This window comes from Bradyrhizobium sp. URHC0002 (assembly GCF_054059515.1).
The window spans coordinates 7162299-7177100 of sequence record NZ_JBSSCF010000001.1 but is presented as its reverse complement, the minus strand read 5'-3'; the positions used below and the strand labels follow the sequence as shown (position 1 = coordinate 7177100).

General features: G+C 61.8%; 9 protein-coding genes. 5 read left to right on the top strand and 4 right to left on the bottom strand.

What is annotated here, in order from left to right:
• The first annotated feature begins 17 nt into the window (after positions 1–17).
• Both ACVWVY_RS34940 and ACVWVY_RS34935 read left to right on the top strand, forming a co-directional pair.
• On the top strand, positions 18–2993 hold the full coding sequence (locus tag ACVWVY_RS34940) for a PAS domain-containing protein (RefSeq protein ID WP_456630647.1): 2976 nt from the start codon (positions 18–20) through the stop codon (positions 2991–2993).
• A gap of 979 nt (positions 2994–3972) precedes the next feature.
• On the top strand, positions 3973–5400 hold the full coding sequence (locus ACVWVY_RS34935) for a TAXI family TRAP transporter solute-binding subunit (RefSeq protein WP_456630646.1): 1428 nt from the start codon (positions 3973–3975) through the stop codon (positions 5398–5400).
• 678 nt (positions 5401–6078) lie between these two features.
• Here the strand turns inward: ACVWVY_RS34935 and ACVWVY_RS34930 are convergent.
• Positions 6079–7332, bottom strand: a complete 1254-nt coding sequence (locus tag ACVWVY_RS34930) for a tyrosine-type recombinase/integrase (RefSeq protein ID WP_456630645.1) — start codon at positions 7330–7332, stop codon at positions 6079–6081.
• A gap of 282 nt (positions 7333–7614) precedes the next feature.
• Here ACVWVY_RS34930 and ACVWVY_RS34925 point away from each other — a divergent pair, with 282 nt between their 5' ends.
• Entirely contained in the window at positions 7615–9081 is a 1467-nt protein-coding gene (locus ACVWVY_RS34925; RefSeq protein ID WP_456630644.1) for an ATP-binding protein, read from the top strand.
• Positions 9078–12014 (top strand): bifunctional [glutamine synthetase] adenylyltransferase/[glutamine synthetase]-adenylyl-L-tyrosine phosphorylase, encoded by a 2937-nt coding sequence (locus ACVWVY_RS34920; RefSeq protein WP_456630643.1) that lies wholly within the window; start codon positions 9078–9080, stop codon positions 12012–12014. The genes ACVWVY_RS34925 and ACVWVY_RS34920 overlap by 4 nt, the downstream gene beginning before the upstream one ends.
• Before the next feature lie 5 nt (positions 12015–12019).
• Here the strand turns inward: ACVWVY_RS34920 and ACVWVY_RS34915 are convergent, their stop codons facing one another.
• Positions 12020–12772, bottom strand: a complete 753-nt coding sequence (locus ACVWVY_RS34915; RefSeq protein WP_456630642.1) for an anti-sigma factor — start codon at positions 12770–12772, stop codon at positions 12020–12022.
• Positions 12769–13347, bottom strand: a complete 579-nt coding sequence (locus tag ACVWVY_RS34910; protein ID WP_456630641.1) for a sigma-70 family RNA polymerase sigma factor — start codon at positions 13345–13347, stop codon at positions 12769–12771. Before ACVWVY_RS34910 ends, ACVWVY_RS34915 begins: the two co-directional genes overlap by 4 nt.
• 152 nt (positions 13348–13499) lie before the next feature.
• Here ACVWVY_RS34910 and ACVWVY_RS34905 point away from each other — a divergent pair, with 152 nt between their 5' ends.
• On the top strand, positions 13500–14276 hold the full coding sequence (locus ACVWVY_RS34905) for a DUF4394 domain-containing protein (RefSeq protein WP_456630640.1): 777 nt from the start codon (positions 13500–13502) through the stop codon (positions 14274–14276).
• A gap of 85 nt (positions 14277–14361) precedes the next feature.
• On the opposite strand, the gene ACVWVY_RS34900 is transcribed toward ACVWVY_RS34905, so the two are convergent.
• Complete coding sequence (locus ACVWVY_RS34900; RefSeq protein ID WP_456630639.1) at positions 14362–14739, bottom strand: response regulator transcription factor; 378 nt, start codon at positions 14737–14739, stop codon at positions 14362–14364.
• Between the last annotated feature and the right edge of the window lie 63 nt (positions 14740–14802).

The following is a 14802-nucleotide window of genomic DNA, read 5'->3' as shown; positions in this document are numbered from 1 at the left end:
AACAGTTGAGTACGCCAATGGTCGGTATTGATCCCACTGCGACAGGCCGCGACGCCGAGCGGGCACTGCGCGAAAACGAGTGGCCCTATTGGGCCCTGGTGGCCGCCGGTTCAGACGCGGTGTATCGCATGAGTGCCGATTGGGGCGAGATGCGTAACCTCGTCGGCCGGGATTTCATTGCTGATAGCAGCAGTCCGAGCCTGAGCTGGCTAGAGAAGTTCATCCATCCAGACGACCAAGCATGTGTTAGGCAGGCCATCGATCGTGCCATTCAAGCTAAGAGCGTCTTCGAATTGGAGCACCGTGTCATTCGTGCCGATGGCTCGCTAGGCTGGATGCATTCGCGCGCGGCTCCCCTGATTGATAGCGACGAAAACATCATGGAGTGGATCGGCGCGGCGGTTGATGTCACCGAGCGCAAACGTGGGGAAGCGGCACTGCGCCGAAGTGAAGCGTGGCTCGCCGGACAGAAGGAAGCGTTTCAGGCTGCCGTGAACGGCGCACCGCTCGCCGAAGCACTCGGTATCCTTATCTGCACGGCGATCGAACAGACGGACGGGAATGCCAGATGTGCCTTCTATAGTGCCAACCGGGAAGGGACCGAGTTGCACCACGTCGTTGGGATGTCCGAGAGCTATGCCCGCCACGTCGAGGGCTTCAAAATTGGCCTAGATTCGTTGGCGTGCGGCTTGGCTGTGGCGACCGGAGAACCGGTCATCACTCCAGACGTGCTCCTGGAGCCGAGGTGGAAGCCCTGGTTATGGTTGGCTCACCAGTACGGTTTCCGCGGCTGTTGGTCATTTCCTGTCGGGACTTCGGTGGGAAAGCGCGTCGGTACTTTCGCGATGTATTTCAAGGAGCCGCGCATCCCGACCCCAGCGGACCTGCAACGGGCGGCGACCCTCACAGACACCGCTTCAATCATCATTTCCCGCCATCGAGAAGCCGAGGAACGCGAACGGGGAGCACTGGAGTTACGCGAAAGCGAAGCGCGGTTATCGGCAATCTTGAGACAGGTCCCCGGCGGTGTCAGCCTGTTCGACTGCGACGGACATTTTTTGTTGCGCGCAGGACCGCTCGGGCGGCTCTGGGATGACCTAATTCCAACGCGGAGTGCCCAGTCGCTCCGGCGCTGGAAGGGCTTCACTGACGACGGAAGGCCTCTTTCGCCGTCGGAGTATCCAGGCGCCAGAGCCTTGCGCGGAGAAGTCGTTGCTCCCGGCCTCGATTTCATCCACACGGCCGACGACGGAAGCGAGACCTGGATCCGTTGTAGCGCCGCGCCGTTTCGTAACGAGACAGGCGAAATCATCGGGGCCGTCGCGATCCTTCAGGATATTGATGAGGAGAAACGAGCGGCACAACGCCTGCGTGCGAGTGAAGCACATCTCAGGTTCGCTGTGGACCTGGCGAAGTTGGGGCTCTACGTCTGGAATCCACAGAGCAACGAATTACGCTGGGACGACAGGCTAAGAGCGATGTGGGGGCTACCGGCCGAGGCACCAATCAATTTCAACCTATGGAAGTCTTGTATCCACCCGGATGATATCGCGCGCGTCGAGGCCGCTCTTCAACGGAGTATAGATCCGCATGGCAACGGGATTTACGACATTGAATACAGAGTCGTCGGAAAAGGCGACGGTATAGAGCGTTGGATCGCGACACTTGGGCAGACCAGTTTCGAGAATAGCCGGCCGACGTTGTTAAGAGGCGTCGCGCTGGACGTCACTGATCGCAAGCGTGTTGAACAAGCTCTTGAGCATCACGTTGAAATTCGAACGCGCGAGCTGGGGGAGGCCAACCGGCAGCTACGTGCTCAAATAGAGCAACGGGAAATCGCCGAGGCCGAGTCCCAGCAACTGCAACGCCTCGACGCGATAGGGCAGATTACGTCAGGCGTCGCGCACGACTTCAACAATCTTTTGAGCGTCGTGCTCACTAACGCCCGTATGTTGTCGCGCAATCTGGAGGATCCCGGTGATCGGGAAGGCATCGAGCTGGTTCTCGGAGCGGCGCAACGAGGCGCGAATCTCACCTCGCAACTGCTCGCGTTCTCGCGCCAACAGCGGCTTGAGCCTAAAGTGGTCGATCTCAACAGCACCATCGTGAAGATGGGTGGCCTACTCAATGCCTCGCTTCGTGGAGCGATCCAACTCCGCACGAACCTCGCCGCGGACCTTTGCCCAGCCTTGGTAGATCTAACCCAAATTCAGTCGGTGATCCTCAATCTGGTTATTAACGCGAGAGACGCCATGCGGTCAGGGGGGACTCTGACCCTCGAGACTTTCAATGCCATCACCGATCAAGAGCTCTCCGGCCCGGAAGCGCCGGCTCCGGGAAAGTATGTGGGACTGACCGTCCGAGATACAGGCATGGGTATCCCCGACGATGTGCTCCCCCACGTCTTCGAGCCTTTCTTCACTACGAAAGGACCAGGAAAAGGATCGGGTCTCGGACTCGCCCAAGTTTTTGGTTTCGCCAAGCAGTCGGGTGGCGGCATCGCGCTTAAGACGCACGTCGGCGAAGGCACCTCGGTGACGGTGTTCTTACCTTGTGGCGAAGTGGTCCGACGAGTGCGCGAAAGAGAATCTGGTGCCGGGCAAATTTCAACGGTGGAGCTAAAGCCGTGCATTCTAGTTGTTGATGATGATCAGGCAGTTCTCAGGTCAACCGTTAGAGTACTTGAGGCCGTCGGATATGCGGCGGTGCCCGCTGCCAGCGGACAAGAAGCCCTTGAGCTGATTGCAAACGGTCTGAAGATAGAGCTTGTTCTTGCGGATTTCGCCATGCCGGAAATGACGGGAGTCGAGCTCGCGAAAGCGATCTGCGCGACCCATCCCAACTTGCCCGTGATCCTCGTCACCGGTTATGGAGATCGCGAGATTTTAGAGGAGTTTCGAGAAGCGCAAATACTTCGGAAGCCTTATGATGATGACGGACTGATGAAGGCGATTCTAACGGCCCTAACACCTAGGGTGATCTGCGCAGCTTGACTCCCGCCTGTGGCACCTAGCTGATCTGCCCGGGCGGTCTGACGATGTCTGCTGTTGAAGAGATAGTGTTGCAAAAGTCCTTTGCGGCATGCAACTCAAACTCTAGAGCCATAGGCGCGACGATCGAATAATAACGTGGGGAACTACGCTGTCGGGCGCTAAACTCACTAGGCGATTCCGACAACGGGCTTGCCTGAGGCTACATTGACCGGCGATTGTCCCTTATTTCGTTCTTTCGCGAAAAATTAGCCGCGCGTCCTTTTGGGACTTTTGCAACACTATCGAAGATGGAGCGGACTTAGTTCGATTACGGTCCGAGATCCGAGTTTGCCGAGTGGGCCCCGGGAGATTCGCCCCGAGCCCCTCACAGATCCGGACAGGATACTCTCGCATCGTCCGGCTGGTGCCACCGCGCGAAGGCTGCGCAAGCGGCTCCAACCGCGAGGCCGAAAGTACCGATGCGCCGGTCACCCCCGGTTTTGACATCACCTAATCCAGCGCTTTCGACGCTTCAGAAGCAGTTTGCTTGCGCTCGCCTCTCCCGACCATGCCTGCCGGGATCATTTTCCAGGCGTTTCCGCGACGCTTACCACCACAGCTTAACCGCAGCAGCTCGCGGTGGCTTGGGATCAGCGACCTGATCGCCGAACCCGAAGGACCCTCCTTCATTTCCAATACAGTTGCGCACCGCCGTTTGGACCGGCGCTACTCGTGACACAAGACCCATACCGGAAGTCGGCCTCCAGGCAATGGGATGTCGTCCCATTCCGGCCATCGACCCTTTCCAGTATCGGACGTTCATTCGGTCTCGTGGTTGTTCGGCAAGCGTCGTCGAAACCAGAGCCAGCCCGTCGCATTTTTCAGGCCGTCATGTGGTGTTCCGCTCTTGAAACCAGGGTCGCTGCTGCGACGTTATCCTTGGAAAATGTGGTATTCCTGCAAAGCAGGAAGCGCATTTGATCTCCGACTGGCAGCGGAAATGTCCTCGTCCGATGGTACAAGTGAAACCAGTGACGCAGCCCGCCGACGGCGGAGAAGGAGCAACACCTTACTGCTGGTCTTGGCAGTTGGATTTCTTATTTTTGGCGCCGCAGCGGGCGCACTGTATTATGCGTTGCAGCCGGTAACTCTCCGGATTGCCGTCGGACCGCCGGGAAGCGACGATCACAAAGTGATTCAGGCGACGGCCGGGGCCTTCGCCAGCGAAAGCAGGACAGTCAGGCTGTCTCTTATCACGACCGACGGCGCGGTCGAAGCCCTCGCCCTGCTTGCTGCTGGCAAGGCAGATCTTGCGGTCGGTCGTGGCGATCTGGAGATGCCGGCCGACGCGCAGACCGTCGCCATCGTGCGTAAGAACTTCGTTGTGCTGTGGGCGCCTTCCGGACTTGCGGACAAGAGCTCCAAAAGAAAGCCCGCGCCGAAAATCAAGGAGATCGCCGATCTCGCAGGGCACAGGGTCGGCGTGATTGGCCGGACGCCAGCGAACGCCGCGTTGCTGCGGGTCATTCTGAGCGCCTCCGGCGTGGAGGCGGACAAGGTCCCGGAAACGCAATTTGGCACGGACCAAATCGAAGAGCTGGCGCGCGACCCGACTCTCGATGCATTCATGGCGGTCGGTCCGCTCGATAGCAAAATCACCTCCGACGCCATCGCCGCGACGGCCCGGTCGCGAGGCGAGCCGAAGTTTCTCGCGATCGAGGCATCGGAAGCAATCGCCCTGAAGCACCCGCGTTATGAATCCGAGGAAATTCCACCCAGCATCTTCAATGCGAATCCGGCCTGGCCGGATGACAAGGTCGAGACTGTCAACGTCAGCCACCTGATCATGGCGCGAAAGGCTTTGTCTGAAACGACGGCTGCGGCATTTTTCCGGCAGCTATTCGCCGTCCGTCAGACGATTGCCAGGCAAGTGCCTGGCGCTGCGCACATCACCAAGCCGGACACCGAGAAAGACGCCGAGCTGCCGGTGCATCGGGGAGCGGCAGCCGTCATCGACGGCACCGAACGCACCTTCCTCGACAGGTACGGCGATTACTTCTGGTTTTCGCTCCTGCTTCTCTCCGGGATCGGTTCGGCCGGCGCCTGGTTGCGTCACTATTTGAATCGGGATGAAAGGGGCGAAAACACCAGCCATTGCAACAGAATCCTGGCCATGGTTTCCAGCGTACGCAGCGCGGAATCCAACCAGGAACTGCTGATGATGCAGCGAGAGGTCGACGCCATCATAAGTGAAACGCTCGAATGTTACGATGACGGCGCCCTCGAGGAAGAGGAACTGGCGGCCTTTGGTCTGGTGCTCGAACTGTTCAATCACGCCATCGTCGAGAGGCGCGCGGCATTGCAAGCGGACACGCTCGAATCGGCTCGCGGTGCGGCGAGAGGCCAGAGCCTCACGTCTCAACGATGACGTAGCGTGTGCCGAGAAGTTCGGGTGGTTCAACTTCTCGTCCCTCGGCCTTCAAAACAAAAGCGGTGATTGGCGTTGTGTGTTTGGCATCAGTAAATTGTACCAGACAATTGTCCCGTCAACGAGTCGGGGTAATCAAGCCCAAAGAAAACCCGGACCGTTATGCAGCAGCCATCTGCATAATGGTCCGGCCTGACCGTTTGTTGCGCGGATATTCTGTCGGCGAAAGCTGCGGCCTGTTCGGGCTGCAAAAGGCGTAATGGACCTCAGATGCTATCCGGATAACTGAGAGTTTTCATTGAATGGCTACTTCTTTTTCTTCTTGGCTGCCTTCTTTGCCTTCTTTGCCTTCTTCGCTTTCTTGGCCATGTTGCCCTCCGTGATCCCAAAAGTTGGCTCGATGCAAGTCGCCAATCGACGTGCATAGATTAAGAATACACCATAGTTGCAAGATTGATACTGCGCGCTTCGAACAGGGTAAACGACGATCACACAGTCACAACTCCGCAATCGGTCGAAGCTCTTACCTGATGCGCGGACGCCGCGCGCTTTGAGGATCAAGACGGGAAGAAGTTCGCATGTGGTCGGTAGACGAAGCCGACGACGGCGAGGATCCACCGGTCCCTGATTACATCGCGACGGAAGCGCGCTTCGCTCACTAAAATTTTGGTGGGCTCGTTAGGCGACGAGCTTGAGCTTTTGCCGCTTTCTTTCGGGCGGTTGCTCGCGCGACGTATTCTTGGGCGGCTTGATGAAGTCAGCCCAAGCCTGCAGCACCTCGCGGCGTCGCTTGATCATCTCGCTGTCCCAATACGACAGTTCAGCCTCATCGCCGATACGGTGCGACAGGCAGAACTCAAGCACTTCGCGGCGAAAATTGTGCTCCTTATTGTCAGCGCCCCAATTTCGGAAGCTCGTGCGGCAGCCATGCATGGTGGATTTGACGGCAGTACGCTCGATGGCCCCAACAAGCGCGTTCGCCCGGATCGGCTGATGTTGCTCCGCGTGGTCGGAGGGGAACACGTACTTATCCGTGCGCGGCATCGATTGGATGATCTCGATAGCCTGATCTGACAGCGGGACGAGATGCGGCTTCGGCTCTAGCTCGCCCTTGATCTTCATCTTCTCAGCCGGAACCATCCACGTCCTTGCTTCGAAGTCCAGCTCCGTCCACTCCATCAGCCGGATTTCTTGGCTCCGCGACACGGTGAGGATGCCGACTTCTGTGCAGCGCGCAGCGTTGCCGGTATCATAGCGCAGCCCTGTCATCATTTGCGGCATCTTGGTATATGGCGCGGACCGATGCCCCTTCTTGCGATTCAACTTGCGTGGCGACGGCAGCAGGTGTCTGAGGTTGCCGCGCCACGCGGCCGGGTTCTCGCCCGTGCGCAGTCTCAATGCCTTGGCAGCGTCCATCAGCCGCTCGATCCGCTGGCGCGTCCGTGACGCTGTGACCGGCTTCACGGTCCAGATCGCCTTGAGCGCCTCCAACACGTGCTCGGTGGTGATCTCCTGGAGCTTCTTGTCGTGCAGGCTCGGCACGTCCCGGACGGAGCGCTGCCACTGTTTCAACTCCTCTTCGGATAGCCCTTGGCACCAAACAGGATACTGTTCCTCGGCAAACTCCTTGAACGTCTTGCTGCCCTGAGCGGTGGCCCGCTTCTTGACGCGCGGATCGATGCCCTCGCGCTTCAACGCGACCTTATAGTCGCGCGCCTTCTCGCGCGCGCTGCTTAGGGTCAGAACGTCACCGCTTGCGCAGTCGCGGTCGCCAGCCCTGGCGAACTCCATCTGCGCCCGCTTGCCCTCGAGGTCGGTGAAGCGGAAGGCCCACACCCGTTCGCCGCTTTTGCGCACCGCCAGATAAAGCCCCCCGCCGTCCGCATGAACGCCAGCTTGCAGGGATTTAACTTGGTTCGAATTGAGTGCCACTTTAACGTTCCCCTTCTGCTTACCACCTACCGTCACGGATGCTTCGCCCGTGAGGTAGCCTTCCAAAATGGACCACTTTCGGATATGTTACCGTCACGGATACTTGGGAAGGGAGAGCCGCGTCAACTTACCAGTTTTTCGCCAGAACCGGCCGGCGTTCGGCGATGTTCAGTGAAGTTAGACGAGAGCATATGCGTCTAACATGATGAAAATAAAAGGGAATGAAAATCGTGACGATGGTCAGTGATAGCAGACATGACGCTCAGAATGGATACATGATCCGTGACGGCCTTCGGTAAACTGATCCGCACCACGGCGTTCCGGCTGACGCTGGTCTATCTGTTTTTGTTTGCGCTGTTTGCGGCGTCGCTGCTCGGCTATTTCGCCTGGAATACGCGGCGTCTGATCAACGAGCAGATCACCGCTACGGTGACGGCCGAAACCGGCGAGATGGTCGACATCTATACGCGCCGTGGCTTGCGCATACTCGTCCCCACGCTTGAGAAGCGGGCGCTGCGGCCGGGCGCCAATCTCTATCTCGTCACCACGCCTGAGGGGAAAGCGATCGGCGGCAATGTCGGTGCGCTGTCGCCGGGCGTGATGGCCTCGACCGGCTGGATGGAAACCGGCTACCGCCGGCTCGACGAGCAGGACACGGCGGAGCATCGCGCCCTGGTGCGCGTCACCGAGCTCACCAACGGATTCCGCCTGCTGGTCGGCCGTGACCTCGAGGAGCGCCGGCGGCTGTTCGGCATCGTCGCCCATGCCGCACAATGGTCGCTGCTAGTCGTCATCGTGCTCGGCATCGGCGGCGGCATCTTCGTGGCGCGGCGGGTGCTGCGGCGGATCGACGCCATGACCGGCACCACACGGCGCATCATGGCCGGCGACCTTTCCGGACGGCTGCCGGTCGGGCGCTCTGGCGACGAGCTCGATCGCCTCGCGGAAAACCTCAACGCCATGCTGGAGCGCATCGAGGCGCTGATGATGGGGCTGAAGGAAGTCTCCGACAACATCGCCCATGACCTAAAGACACCGCTGACGCGCATGCGCAACCGCGCCGAGGAGGCGCTGGCGAGTTCCGGCAGCGAGGCCGAATACCGCGCGGCGCTGGAACGGACCATCGAGGAATCCGACGGCTTGATCCGCACCTTCAACGCGCTCTTGATGATCGCACGCGCCGAGTCCGGGCAGGCGCGCGGCAACATGGACGATTTCGACGCGGCCGACGTCGCCAAGGGCATCCACGAATTGTATGAGCCGCTGGCCGAAGACGACGGCATGACCCTTCGCGTCAAGGCCGCGACCGCGCGGCTGCACGGCAACCGTGAGCTGATTAGCCAGGCGCTCGCCAACCTGGTCGAGAACGCCATCAAATACGGCAAGCCGTCGACGGTGGTGCAGCCGCTGGATCCTGCCGCCGCCGCGCGCATCAGGGAGATCGTGATAGAGGCGCGGCGTGAGAACGACCATGTGCTGCTCAGCGTCACCGACCATGGGCCGGGCATCCCCGAAGCGGACCGCAAGCACGCGGTCGAGCGGTTCGTGCGGCTCGAGGCGAGCCGGACGCTGCCGGGTTCCGGGCTCGGCCTCAGCCTGGCATCCGCGGTGGCGACCCTGCACGGCGGTGAACTCAGGCTCGGCGATTCGCATCCGGGCCTGACCGCGACGCTGGTCATCCCGGCGCTATCCGCCGCGGGTGACAGGCTTGCGGCCCAAACGCCGGATGTGCCACAGAAGGTGGCATGAATTCCTCCGCCTTGGCCGTGCGGTTCGTGAGCGGGCCGCATATCACTGCCAGCAGCACCGCCGAACAACGCCTGGGAGACTGGCTCGCCGAACTGGAGCCACAGCAATCGGCTGAGATCGGCGCGTGGCTGGATCGGCCGTTCGCCAGGGCCATCCTGCTCGGCATCGTCGAGTTCTCGCCGTACCTGTTCGACCTGATCCGCGCCGATGCCGCTCGGCTGCTCCGCCTCCTGGCATGCGACCCGGAACCGCATCTCGCCGCGCTGATCGAGAAAACCTCGCGCGACGTGCTCGCCGCGGCGGGCGAGGCCGACGTGATGCATCTGCTTCGCCGCATGAAGTCAGAGGCCGCGCTGTTGATCGCGCTGTGTGACATCGGCGGGGTCTGGCCGGTGATGCGGGTGACGGCAGCGCTGACTGACATCGCGGTGACCTCCGTGCAGACCGCCTTGCGCTTCCTGCTGCGCCAGGAGGTCGCGCGCGGCCGCATGACCGCCTTCAATCCCGACCGGCCGGAGGAGGGAAGTGGCCTGATCGTGCTCGCGATGGGCAAGATGGGCGCGGGCGAACTGAACTATTCCAGCGACATCGACCTGATCGTATTTTTCGATCCCGCCGCCACCTCGCTGGTCGCCGACATCGAGCCGGCGCCGTTCTTCGTGCGCGTGACGCAGGCGCTGGCCCGCTTGCTGCAGCAACGCTCGGGCGACGGCTACGTGTTCCGCGTCGATCTGCGCCTGCGGCCCGATCCGGCCTCGACGCAGGTGGCGATGTCGACCGAGGCGGCGCTGCATTATTACGAGCGGGAAGGACGGACCTGGGAACGCGCCGCGATGATCAAGGCGCGCGCCTGCGCCGGCGACGCCAGGGCGGGCGAGGCGCTGATCTCGGAACTTTCGCCGTTCGTCTGGCGCAAGCATCTGGATTTTGCAGCCCTCGCCGACGTCCACGACATGAAGCGGCAGATGCAGACCTATCGCGGCCAGAGCGAGATCGCGGTCGAAGGCCATAACGTCAAGGTCGGCCGCGGCGGTATTCGCGAGATCGAGTTTTTCGCGCAGACGCAGCAGCTCATTGCCGGCGGCCGTCACCCGGAATTGCGGGTGCGTCCGACGCTGCAGGCGTTGCATGTCCTGGCCACCAGCAACTGGATCACCTTTCGGGCGTTTGACGAACTGACGGCGGCTTACGAGTTCCTGCGCCGCGTCGAGCACCGGCTGCAGATGATCGCGGACGAGCAGACCCATGCGCTGCCCGAAAATGCCGAGGCCGTCGAGCGCTTTGCGAACTTCTTCGGCTATGAGAGCAGGACAGCCTTTGCGAAGGATCTGCTCGGCCATCTCAATATCGTGCGGGGGCATTACGGCAAGCTGTTCGAGGGCGATCCGGCCGGCACGGCGCAGCTGCCCCAGTTCAACTATGCTGCAGGACCTGAGGATGCGCGCCTGCTCGACCATCTGGCGATGCTGGGCTTCAAGAAGCCCGTCGCGGTGGCCGGCACGCTGCAGCTCTGGATGCAGGGAAATTATCGCGCGCTCCGCAATGAAGCGACCAAGGCCGCGTTCATCGAATTCGTGCCCGGCCTGATCGACGGCCTCGCGCATGCCGAAGATCCTGATGACGCGGTGACCGCGTTCGATCGCTTTCTCGGCGCCTTGCAGCGCGGCGGCCGGCTGATTTCACTCTTGAGAGAGAACCGCGAGCTGGTTGCGCTGGTGGCCTTGATCCTCGGCGCGGCGCCGCGGCTCGGCGACATGCTGGCGCGCCAGCCGCAGATCATGGACGGCCTGATCGATCCCCGTTTTTTCGGCGCAATGCCGGACCAGAAGGAATTGTCGGCCCGGCTGGCGGCGACGCTGAAGGACGCGGACTCCTATGAAGACTTCCTCGACCGCCTGCGGTTGTTCGGCCAGGAGAGCCTGTTCCTGATCGGCACGCGCATCCTGTCCGGCACGGTATCCGCCCAGCAGGCCAGCGTCGCCTTTGCCGACGTCGCCGAAGGCATCGTGCACACCGTGCATGGCCTGGTCAGGGATCAGTTCGCCACCCAGTACGGCCGCATCAAGGGGCAGGAGACCGCAATCCTCGCGATGGGCCGGCTCGGCAGCCGCGAGATGACGGCTTCCTCCGACCTCGACCTGATCCTGCTGTACGATTTCGACGGGGACAATCCCGATTCCGACGGCGAGCGATCGCTGCACGGCGCGCAGTATTTCGCGCGGCTGACCCAGCGGCTGATCTCGGCGTTCACCACGCGGACCAATTACGGCGTGCTCTATGATGTCGACATGCGGCTGCGCCCGTCGGGCCGCGCGGGGCCGCTGGCGTCGCGGATCGATTCATTCGCCGACTACCAGGAACGCGAAGCGTGGACCTGGGAGCACATGGCGCTGACACGCGCGCGGGTGATTTCGGCTTCACCGGTGTTTCGCGCAAAGATCGAAGCCATCATCCGCAGCGTGCTGACGCGGCCACGCGACGCGGCCTCCACCGCCGGCGACGTCGCCGACATGCGCCGGGCGATTGCGCAGGAAAAGGGCGAGGACGACATCTGGAACCTCAAGCTCGCCGCCGGCGGGCTCGTTGATATCGATTTCGTCGCCCAGTATCTGCAGCTCGTTCATGCTGCAGAAAAACCCGAAATCCTCAGCATCTCCACGCTGCAGGTGCTCGACAACGCCGCGCGCCTCGGCGTGCTGCCGCAGTCCGACGCCGAGATTTTGCGTTCGGCTGCGCGGCTCTATCACGACCTCACGCAGATCATCAGGCTTTGCGTCACCGGCAAGTTCAATCCGGAAACCTCGGGCGATAACCTCTTGCACGTGATGGCGCGCGCCGGCGACACGCCTGATTTCTCGACGCTGGAGGCGAGGGTGCGCGAGACGCAGGGCGAGGTGAGGCGGGTGTTCCTGGCGCTGGTGGGCGGAGGCTAGGGCGACTACAACGCCCGTGCCGCGTTGCCCTTGAACAGGATTGGGCCGGTCGGCCGTCCGAGGGGCGAGCCGCCTTCCGGCTCCAGCGTGATCTCGAACAGTTGATCCTGCACGGTTTCCGGCAGCGCCTCCAGGTCGAGCTGCAGCGTGCGCGACTGACCGGTGACGCCGATCGATTTCGGGCCGACCGCGCGATCCCACAAGGTCCAAACCTGCAGCGTGCGGCCGGCAGGAACCTCGATCGGCCGTAACGGTATCAGCTCGACCCGGCCGTTCGAAAACGCGTTGACGATGGCGCCTGCCTCTTTCGTCGTGTCGTTCACCAGCACGGCGACGTAAATCGGCTTGCGCTGGGCGAGCGCGAGCATGTCGTGACGAAGCTGGCGCGACGTCGCCAGCGACCCGATCATGATCATTGCAAAAAGCGCTGCCGCGAAGGCGCCGCCGATACCGAGTCCGCGCCAGAACCGGATGTTGTCCCACAGCTCGGTGCCACGCAGCGCGGCGCGTGCGGAGGGCAGGGCATCGATCGGTGCGATCTTGGTCGCATCCGCGATGCGCTGCCAAAGCGCCGGGCTCGGCGGGGTTTCCTCGGCCGTGAGATCGAGTTCCGCAAGCCGTCCCCGCCACGCGCTGACAGCCTGAGCAAACGATTGGTCGGTTGCGATGCGCCGTTCGGCGGCGGCGTGCTCCGCATCGTCCAGCAGGCCCATCACGTAATCGCCGGCCATGGCGTTATCGGCGTCGTGCGGGTTCATCCCATGCACTCCTGCAACGCAAAGAGGCTGCGCCGTACCCAGCTTTTGACCGTGCCGAGCGGAACCTTCAGCCTTCCCGCCAGTTCGCCGTGGCTCATGCCGTGAACATAGGCCAGCACCACCACGTCGCGGCGGGGGCGGTCGATCTGCTCGAGACACCGGCGCAGGGCGCTGGTTTCCGGCATCCGCGACAGGGCGGCCTCGCAGTCGACATCCCCGACGTTTTCATCTGATGCTTCATAGCGGTGTTCATCGCGATGAATGCTCAGCGCGCGGTTGCGCACCACCGCATAGAGCCAGCCGCGGGCGCTGCCGCGGCGCGCATCGAAGCCGGCCGCGCCACGCCAGATCCGGATAAAGGCATCATGCACCGCCTCTTCCGCAAGATCCTGCCGAAACAGGATACGGCGGGCGATGCCGACCATGCGCGGCGCCTCGCTGTCGTAGATCACGCGCAATGCGGCGCGGTCGCCGGCCGCGCAACGCGCCAGCGCCGCAGCAAGCCGCGCCTCGCGCTCCTGATCGAGCAGGTCGGGAGCCTGCGGGTTGGCGGTGATGGTGCCATTTCCAGTCATGTCTATGCCTTTGCATAGCTGTTCTACCTTGAGATGCGGCATTTGGATGCATGCGCCGAAAATTATTTTTGGTGTGCTGCATCCGTTTCGCCGCGCCGCCGGTACCCGCTGTGTTGGTCCCGAGAGGATCATGGAACACAGGGAGCTTTACGATGAATTTTCGCTCAATTTTCGCCGCTTCGGCCGCACTATTGCTGTCGTCCGCTGCCGCCAACGCCGCGCAGGTCGCAGCCCTGATCGGCGGCGACACCATTGCGATGGTCGATACCGCGCAGAAGAAGGCGACCGGGTCGGTCAAGGTCACCGGCATTTCCGGTGCGCTGGTAGGAATCGACGTGCGTCCGGCCGACGGCATGCTCTATGGACTGGTCGACGATGGCACCATTGTGACCATCGCGATCGACGGCAAGGCCACGACGAAGTCGAAGCTCGACACCATGCTTGCCAAGGGTGTGGCTGCGACAGTCGATTTCAACCCCGTGGCGGACCGCCTGCGCGTAATGGGCGCCGATGGCATGAACCTGCGGGCGAATGTCGAGGATGGCAAGGTAACCAAGGACGGCGACCACAAATATGCCGAGGGCGACATGCACAAGGGCGAGAAGCCGAACATCGTCGCCGGCGCCTACACCAATTCGGTGAAGGGCGCCAAGGAGACGGCCTTGTTTGACATCGATGCGACCATCGGCGGATTGATCAAGCAGGCGCCGCCGAATGACGGCGTGCTCGGCGCGATCGGCAAACTCGGGATCAAGGCGGACAGCGTCGCATTCGACATCTGGTCCGATGGCGCCGGCAAGAACGAAGCCTGGCTGATGGCGGACGGCACGCTCTACAGCGTCGACCTCGGCACCGGAAAGGCGACCGAGGCGGCAAAGATCGCCGGCGTCAGCGGCACGGTGAAGGACATCGCCATCATGGGAATGTAGGAGATTCCTGCCGCCCTCGATGCCTGGACCCTGGCGCATGCTGCGCCAGGGTCGATCCCAAGATTTATTGCCGGTTTACGGTTCTCTACCCGGCGCTACGCGAGTCACCGACCGCTTTGTCGATAGCGTCGAACAAGGCCTTTTCCTGCAATGGTTTCCGGAGGCTGGCAACCAGCCCTGCCTGATCGCGCAACGCGACGTCAGCATGCGCAGTGATCAGGATTGTCGGAATTTTTATGCCGTTGCTCACGAGATGCTGCTGAAGTTCCAAACCGTTCATTTCCGGCATCTGGAGATCGATAATCAGGCAGTCCGGAAGACCGGCCGGCAACGCCGCGAGAAATTCCTGCCCCGATCCATAGGTTCGGGCACGAAAAGCGTGCGAACGCAGCAACCGGCTCAAGGCCTTGAGCACGGCTGGATCATCGTCCACAATAGCAATCGATGTGGATGCTTCCGCCATGAAATACTATTGCGGTTGCGTAGCGCGCCCGTCGAGTTGGCCCTTGGGCCAATAGGCACGTGT